The 6,461-nt window shown below is 72.6% G+C and carries 8 protein-coding genes; 6 read left to right on the forward strand and 2 right to left on the reverse strand.

The features are described 5' to 3' along the window. Positions 1–48 precede the first annotated feature (48 nt). Complete coding sequence (locus tag C5508_RS12370; RefSeq protein WP_198598047.1) at positions 49–1,287, forward strand: helix-turn-helix domain-containing protein; 1,239 nt, start codon at positions 49–51, stop codon at positions 1,285–1,287. 7 nt (positions 1,288–1,294) lie between these two features. Here C5508_RS12370 and C5508_RS12375 read toward each other — a convergent pair whose 3' ends face one another. Beyond that, positions 1,295–2,089, reverse strand: coding sequence for an LON peptidase substrate-binding domain-containing protein (locus C5508_RS12375; protein WP_104525253.1), 795 nt, complete (start codon positions 2,087–2,089; stop codon positions 1,295–1,297). A 128-nt stretch (positions 2,090–2,217) separates the two neighbouring features. Between C5508_RS12375 and hisD the strand changes: the two genes are divergently transcribed. Genes hisD through C5508_RS12395 form a run of 5 tightly spaced genes read left to right on the forward strand, consistent with a single transcriptional unit; the run spans position 2,218 to position 6,044 of the window. Continuing rightward, complete coding sequence (gene hisD, locus C5508_RS12380; protein ID WP_104525254.1) at positions 2,218–3,522, forward strand: histidinol dehydrogenase; 1,305 nt, start codon at positions 2,218–2,220, stop codon at positions 3,520–3,522. Continuing rightward, the gene (locus tag C5508_RS12385; protein ID WP_104525255.1) at positions 3,522–4,664 is read left to right on the forward strand and encodes a histidinol-phosphate transaminase; all 1,143 of its coding nucleotides are present in this window, start codon (positions 3,522–3,524) and stop codon (positions 4,662–4,664) included. The genes hisD and C5508_RS12385 overlap by 1 nt, the downstream gene beginning before the upstream one ends. Before the next feature lie 5 nt (positions 4,665–4,669). Then, positions 4,670–5,266 (forward strand): imidazoleglycerol-phosphate dehydratase HisB, encoded by a 597-nt coding sequence (hisB, locus tag C5508_RS12390; RefSeq protein WP_104525256.1) that lies wholly within the window; start codon positions 4,670–4,672, stop codon positions 5,264–5,266. Between the two features lie 3 nt (positions 5,267–5,269). Then, positions 5,270–5,446 carry a hypothetical protein gene (locus C5508_RS19950; RefSeq protein ID WP_198598048.1) on the forward strand — a complete coding sequence of 59 codons (177 nt, stop codon included), beginning with the start codon at positions 5,270–5,272 and terminating at the stop codon, positions 5,444–5,446. A gap of 43 nt (positions 5,447–5,489) precedes the next feature. Then, positions 5,490–6,044 (forward strand): nucleotidyltransferase family protein, encoded by a 555-nt coding sequence (locus C5508_RS12395; protein WP_232797094.1) that lies wholly within the window; start codon positions 5,490–5,492, stop codon positions 6,042–6,044. Between the two features lie 13 nt (positions 6,045–6,057). On the opposite strand, the gene C5508_RS12400 is transcribed toward C5508_RS12395, so the two are convergent. Continuing rightward, positions 6,058–6,461, reverse strand: a 404-nt coding sequence (locus tag C5508_RS12400) for an HNH endonuclease signature motif containing protein (protein ID WP_157944082.1), incomplete at its 5' end; no start/stop codon positions are given.

The following is a 6,461-nucleotide window of genomic DNA, read 5'->3' on the forward strand; positions in this document are numbered from 1 at the left end:
CACGGTGGCGAGGGTGAACGTCCTGGGCACCTGCGCGTCAAGGAGCTGGTGAGCGAGGCCGCGCTGCGCCTGGACCGGAGGCAGCCGCAGATCGCGCGGGACATGAGCGATCTGATCGCGCGCGAGATCAAGTCCCTGGACGTCGACCAGGCGTTCCTGGAGCTGCTGCGGGCCAGCGTCGACGCGAACACCAAGACGATCACGCACATCCTGATCAACGACATCCCGATCGAGCGGCTGCAGCCGACGACGGCGGCGGTGGAGTACGCGCTGCGGCTGGCGCAGCGGGACATCCCGGCGAACTCGCTCGTCCGGGCCTACAACGTCGGCAAGGACGACTTCATCGAGCAGATCTTCCCCGACGTCCAGGGCCTGAACTGCTCGGCCGAGGAGAAGTTCGCCGTCCTGCAGCACATGTCCTCGGTCGTCGGGCGCTACATCGACTGGATCTCGCAGTACGTCTTCGGGGTCTACGAGAAGGAGCGGGATCGCTGGGTCGGCACCCAGGGCAACGTCCGGGCCACGCTGGTGCACGACGTTCTGGGCAGGCGCAACGTCTCCGCCCGGGAATTCGAGCAGGAGACCGGTTACCGCCTCGACGGCCACCACATCGGCCTGATCATCTGGTCGGTCGAATCCGACCCGGCGCCCGACGAGCTCCGCATGCTGTCCCAGGGCGTGTGGAAGGTGGCCGCCGCCGCGGGCTGCACCGGCTCCCCGCTGATCACGGCCGTGGACCGGACGACCGCGTGGGCGTGGCTGCCCTTCGCGGCGAAGCCCCCGCCGGTCGACATCGAGGAGGTTCGGCGCACGGTCGGTCAGGCGAGGACGGCGCGGGTGTCCCTGGGGCTCTCCGACGTGGGGACGGGGGGTTTCCGCAGGACGCACGAGCAGGCTCAGGCTGCGCGCCGGGTCGCGGTGGCCCGGGGGGGCACCACGGCCGCCATCAGCTTCGGTGACGAGGGGGTTGCGATCACGTCGCTGCTCGCCAACGACCTGGAGTCGACCAGAGCCTGGGTGGTCGAGGTCCTCGGCGGCCTGGCGGTGGACAACGACAACACGAGGGCGCTGCGAGAGACGCTCCGGGTCTTCCTCCTGACCGGTGAGAGCTACACCGACACCGCCGCCCTGATGAACCTGCACCGGAACACGGTCCGTTACCGCGTCGCGAAGGCCCTCGAGCAGAGCACGACGACAATCGGGACCAACCGTGTCGACCTCGCCGTGGCGCTGAACGTCTGCCACTTCCTCGGCCCGGCGGTCCTCTCCGTGGCCGACAGCCGCTGACGGGAGTTCAGTTCACGGTCATCGGGGTGGCGAACTGCTGCAGCGGTGCCGGCACGGCGCTCAGCTCCTGCAGCAGGGTGAGCTCCCGGCGCAGCAGCCGCGACTCCGCGGCCAGCCGCCGCCGGGTCGCCGACTCGGCCAGCAGCGCCTGCCGGTCCTCGGTGGTGAGCAGTGCCGACGACGCCACCAGCCAGGACAGCGCGGCGGGGTCGTCGGCAGCGGCGGCCAGGCGGACCGCCGCCTCCACGCCGTCGCCGTGCGTGCCGGCGCCGAGCGCCGCCACCTCCGCGACGTACCGGGTGAAGAGCTCGCCCACCCCGTGGGACAGCAGGTCCAGCGACCCCCGGGCCACGGACGTGGCGATCTCGTCGGGCAGCGTCAGCGACGGGGCGTCGGCCACCGACTCGGCGTCGCCGGCCGCCTCCTCGGCGGCCTCCTCCTCGGCCAGCCACTCGACCTCGGCCTGCAGGTAGGGCGGGTCCTCGCCGACGACGACGTCGAGCAGCCGGAACCGCTCCCCGCCCACGGTGACGATCCGGAATCCGCCGTCGCGCTGCGGCTGCACCCGCTGCAGCCGTGCGACGCAGCCGATGTCGTAGAGCGCCGCGGCCGGCGCGACCCGCTCGACCTCCCAGCCCTGCCGGATGGCGACGACGCCGAAGAACCGGCGGTCGTCGTGCTCGGGCAGGCTCAGCAGATCGCGCATCAGCCGCCGGTACCGGGGCTCGAAGATCTGCAGGGGCAGCACCACGCCGGGGAACAGCGGCTGCCCCAGCGGGAACAGCGGGATCAGCTCACCCATCCGGGGAAGCGTACGGGCCGGCCGGGCCCCGACCGGGCGGACGCCCCGGGTGCACCCCGATCGGTCCGGGAGAGCTGGCTACCCTGGGAACCCCTGGCACCACCTTGCCCAGATCTCGGAGGCACCCCGTGCTCGCACGCATCGACCTGCGCGGAAACGCCCTGCCCGGCGTCCGGGAGCTCGCCTCGCTGCTGCCGCGGGCCGCCACCGACATCGACTCGGTGCTGGCGACCGTACGTCCGCTCTGCGAGGACGTGCGGGTCCGCGGTGCCCAGGCGGTCCGCGAGATCACCGCCCGCATCGACGGCGTGGACGCCGAGGACTTCGCCGTTCCGCAGGAGGCGCTCGACCGCGCGCTGGCCGAGTGCGACCCGACCTTGCGGGCGGCGCTGGAGGAGGCGACCTCCCGGGTCCGCAGGGTGCACGCCGACCAGCGGCGCACCGACGTCACCACCCAGGTGGTCCCCGGCGGCACCGTGATGGAGCGCTGGCTGCCGGTCCGCCGGGTCGGTCTGTACGTGCCCGGTGGGCTGGCGCCGCTGCTCTCCAGCGTGATCATGAACGTGGTGCCGGCGCAGATCGCCGGCGTCGAGTCCATCGCCGTGGCCTCGCCGCCGCAGCGCGACAACGGTGGGCTGCCCGACCCCGGAGTCCTGGCCGCGTGCGCGCTGCTCGGCGTCACCGAGGTCTACGCCGTCGGTGGCGCCCAGGCCGTCGCCGTCTTCGGCTACGGCGCGGGCTCCTGCGAGCCGGTCGACATGGTCACCGGCCCGGGCAACGTCTACGTCACCGCCGCCAAGCGGCTGCTGCGCGGGATGATCGGCATCGACTCGGAGGCCGGCCCGACCGAGGTGGCGATCCTGGCCGACGACACCGCCGACCCGGCGCACGTCGCCGCCGACCTGATCAGCCAGGCCGAGCACGACCCGCTGGCAGGCGCGGTCCTGGTCACGCCCAGCGAGGAGCTCGCCGACGCCGTCCTCGCCCTGGTGCCGGGCCAGGTCGCGGCGACCAAGCACTCCGACCGCATCACCACCGCGCTGGACGGCACCCAGTCCGGCGTCGTGCTGGTCGACGACCTCGAGGCGGGGCTGCGGGTCGTCGACGCCTATGCCGCGGAGCACCTGGAGATCCAGACCCGCAATCCGCGCGAGGTGGCGATGCGGGTCCGCAACGCCGGCGCGATCTTCGTGGGTGCCTGGTCGCCGGTGTCGCTCGGTGACTACGCGGCCGGCTCCAACCACGTGCTGCCCACCGGCGGCTGCGCGCGGCACCAGAGCGGGTTGAGCGTGCAGTCCTTCCTGCGGGGCATCCACGTCGTCGAGTACGACGAGCAGGCCCTCGCCGAGGTGGCTCCGCACATCGACGCCCTGGCCGGGGCCGAGGACCTTCCCGCGCACGCGGCCGCCGTGCGGATCCGGCAGCGCGGCTGATGGCCTCGCTCGACGAGCTCCCGCTGCGGCCGGAGCTGCGCGGACGCACGCCCTACGGCGCCCCGCAACTACCGGCCACCCACCGGCTCAACACCAACGAGAACCCGCACCCGCTGCCGGCGGAGCTGCTGGCCGACCTGGGTGCGGCGCTCGGGCACGCGGCGCTGGAGCTCAACCGCTACCCGGATCGGGACGCCGTCGCCCTGCGTGCCGACCTCGCCGCGTACCTGACCCGGACCAGCGGCGAGGCGATCGGGCCGGCACAGGTGTGGGCGGCCAACGGCTCCAACGAGGTGCTGCAGCAGATCCTGCAGACCTTCGGCGGAGCCGGGCGCACCGCGCTCGGGTTCACGCCGTCGTACTCGATGCACCCGATCATCTCCGCGGGCACCGGCAGCGGCTGGGTCGACGGGCACCGGGCGGCGGACTTCACGATCGACACCGAGGCCGCCGTCGCCCAGGTGCGCGAGGTGCGTCCGGACGTCGTCTTCGTGACCAGTCCGAACAACCCGACCGGCACCGCGGTCGACCTGGACACCATCACCGCGCTGTACGACGTGACGTCCGGGGTGGTCGTGGTCGACGAGGCGTACGCCGAGTTCGCCCGACCCGGAACGCCGTCGGCGCTGACGCTGCTGCCGGGGCGGCCGCGGTTGATCGTCAGCCGCACGATGAGCAAGGCCTTCGGCATGGCCGGCCTGCGGCTGGGCTACCTCGCGGCCGACCCGGCGGTGGTGGACGCGATCCAGCTGGTCCGGCTGCCCTATCACCTCAGCTCGCTCACGCAGGCGGCCGCGCGGGCGGCGCTCGCCCACACCGACGCCCTGCTGGCGACGGTGGCCGCGGTCATGGAGCAGCGCGACCGGATCGTCGCCGCCCTGCCCGGCATGGGGCTGACCAGCGTCCCCAGCGACGCCAACTTCGTGCTCTTCGGCCACTTCGCCGACGCGCCCGCCGCATGGCAGGCGCTGCTGGACCGGGGCGTCCTGGTGCGCGACGTCGGGCTGCCCGGCTGGCTGCGGGTGACCGCGGGCACCGCCGAGGAGACCGACGCCTTCCTCGCCGCACTGGGGTCCATCAGTGCCGGCTCCATCACTACAGGTGAGATCGCGCCGGACCACCGCACCACTCTGGGAGACTGACGCACATGACCCGCACCGCACGCGTCGAGCGACAGACCAGCGAGACCAAGCTCGTCGTCGAGCTCGACCTCGACGGCACCGGCACCAGTTCGATCAGCACCGGCGTGGGCTTCTACGACCACATGCTCACGGCGTTGTCCAAGCACAGCGGCATCGACCTGAGCGTGCGGGCCGACGGCGACCTGCACATCGACGCGCACCACACCGTCGAGGACGTCGCCATCGCCCTCGGGCAGGCATTCGCCGAGGCGCTGGGGGACAAGCGCGGCATCACCCGCTACGGCGACGCCACCATCCCCATGGACGAGGTGCTGGCGCAGGCCGCCGTCGACCTCTCCGGCCGGCCGTACTTCGTGCACGCCGAGCCGGAGAACATGACGCCGATGATCGGGCCGGACTACCCGACGAGCCTGACCAAGCACGTCCTGGAGTCCTTCGCCTTCAACGCGCGGATCAGCCTGCACGTGCGGGTGCTCTACGCCGGCCGGGACGCCCACCACATCGTGGAGGCGCAGTTCAAGGCGCTGGCCCGCGCGCTGCGGGTCGCCGTCGCCCTCGACCCGCGGGTTCGCGACGTGCCCTCGACCAAGGGCGCGCTGTAACCCGTGAACTTCGGTATCGCGCTGATCGTGCTGGGCGGGTTCCTGCTCGGCGGCGCGTGGAGCATCTGGCGTGCCGACTCCGACACCTCGGGGCGCACGGGTCCGCAGGTGGTGTTCGCGGCGATCCTGCTGCTGGCCGCGCTGCTGGCCACGGCGTCGGGCATCCTCCGGCTCGTCTGAGGTGGGCCGCCGGTCAGCGGACGAGGAGCGCTTCCTCGAGATCGTGACCGCGGATCCCACGGTTCGAGCGGTGCTCGACCGGGCGCCGGCGCTCGGCCTTCCCGACTCGTGGCTGACGGCCGGCGTGCTCTTCCAGACGGTGTGGAACGCGCTCACCGGACGGGTTGCGGGCACCGGCATCCGGGACGCCGACTTCTTCTACTTCGACGCCGACACGTCCTGGGAGGCGGAGGACGCCGTCATCCGCGCCGGTGCGGAGCTGTTCGGCGATCTGCCCGTGCCCGTCGAGATCCGCAACGAGGCGCGGGTGCACCTCTGGTACGAGGAGAAGTTCGGCGTGCCCGCCGCGCCGTTCCGCGACTGCGCCGACGCCATCGACTCCTTCGCGGCGGTGTGCTGCTGCTACGGCATCCGGGTGGGCGCCTCCAGCACGCCCGAGGTGTACGCGCCGCACGGCTACGACGACCTCTTCGCGCTGGTGGTCCGCCCGAACCGGCGGCTGGCGCCACGGCACGTGTACGAGGCCAAGACGGCGCGCTGGCAGCAGCAGTGGCCCGAGATCACCGTTGCCCCGTGGGACGGGTCGTCCACCGCCTGACCCCGGACAACGCTCAGCCGGCGCGTGCGTCGACCGTCTCCTGCGTGATGCGCTGGAGGACGAGGATCTCGGTTCCGTCGGGGCGGTGGGTGTGCCATCGGCCGTCGGCATCTCGTTCGATCCGGAACCCGTGGTGCACCTTGGTGTGGTGGCGCTCGCACAGCAGGGCCAGGTTGTGCAGTTCGGTGTCTCCGCCGTGGGCCCAGTGGACGAGGTGGTGGACGTCGCACCAGTGGCTGGGGGCGTCGCAGCCGGCGAAGACGCAGTGCCGGTCGGCGTGCTCGACCGCCCGCCGCAGGTGGGGTGGCACGACGCGGTGGGTGCGGCCGAGGTCCATCGGCTGGCCTTCGGGGCCGACGACGATGCGGGTGACGTTGCCGTCACACGCCAGCCAGCGGGCCCGGGCCGCGGAGATGG

This window comes from Blastococcus atacamensis, from assembly GCF_002938425.1.
Classification (GTDB): domain Bacteria; phylum Actinomycetota; class Actinomycetes; order Mycobacteriales; family Geodermatophilaceae; genus Blastococcus; species Blastococcus atacamensis.

What these genes read in the sequence shown, in the direction of transcription:
- C5508_RS12375 (WP_104525253.1), bottom strand. Translation starts at nt 2,089, where the DNA reads ATGGGTGAGCTGATCCCGCTGTTCCCGCTGGGGCAGCCGCTGTTCCCC.
- C5508_RS12385 (WP_104525255.1), top strand. Translation starts at nt 3,522, where the DNA reads ATGGCCTCGCTCGACGAGCTCCCGCTGCGGCCGGAGCTGCGCGGACGC.
- hisB (WP_104525256.1), top strand. Translation starts at nt 4,670, where the DNA reads ATGACCCGCACCGCACGCGTCGAGCGACAGACCAGCGAGACCAAGCTC.